The 771-nt window shown below is 72.2% G+C and carries 1 pseudogene; it reads right to left on the reverse strand.

The features are described 5' to 3' along the window. Positions 1 to 319 (reverse strand): annotated as a pseudogene (locus tag VTU_RS26090) (SAM-dependent methyltransferase); the annotation flags it as partial. Between the last annotated feature and the right edge of the window lie 452 nt (positions 320 to 771).

The raw sequence follows: 771 nt of genomic DNA on the forward strand, positions 1-771 counted from the left end.
CGTCGGGCCGGGCGGCGTCGCACTGCGCGAGCCAGCACTTCTCCTGCGCGTTCAGCGCGGGCATGAGGAAGTCGCGCGGGCCCCCCAGGATCGCCAGGCGCCGCTCGCCGGGGCCCGCGCCGGACGCCGCCAGGTGCTCGAACAGGAGCTTGCTGCGCAGCACGCTGTAGACCGTCTCGGCCAGCGTCGCGCGCTCGCGCGGCCCCAGCCCCCGGTTGGCGCGAAAAAAGCGCGCCAGCAGCGCGTCCGCGGGGTGTTCGAACCGGAGGGTGAGCCGCACGAGTTCGGCGCAGACATCGAGCAGGGCTTTGGGGTGCATCGCCCGATTTTCCCACCCGGGTGCGCTGTCCCGCGGCGGGCTATCGGTGTCGGCGCTGAGCTGGATAGTGTTTCCCGCCTTGACGCGGTGCTGCCTTGGAACTCGGGGAAACCCTTGGTGTCGCGCTAGCGACTAATCGATGGATGCCGGGTTTCCGCGCGCAAGCTCCCGTATGCAAGGGTTCCACCCAGGCCCCCGGGCGCAGAGGCTGCGTATATTGGTCGGGATTTGCCCGCATTGCTCCGTCCCATGCCCAGCGCCTGTCTCCGCGCCCGTGGCGCTCCCGCGCCGGAGCGCCCATGACGCCCCGCCACCGCCCCGCCGCCGTGCAGCGCGACGCGCCGGGCTGGCTGCTGCCGGGACCGCTGGTGCTGCGCCTGATGTTGGTGGCCGCGCTGGCGGTGGTTTTGTCGGGGAGCGTTGCCGCATGGCTGGTCACGCGGGCCTCGGGG

It is taken from the genome of Verminephrobacter aporrectodeae subsp. tuberculatae At4, assembly GCF_000193225.1.
Taxonomy (GTDB): Bacteria; Pseudomonadota; Gammaproteobacteria; order Burkholderiales; family Burkholderiaceae_C; genus Acidovorax; species Acidovorax aporrectodeae.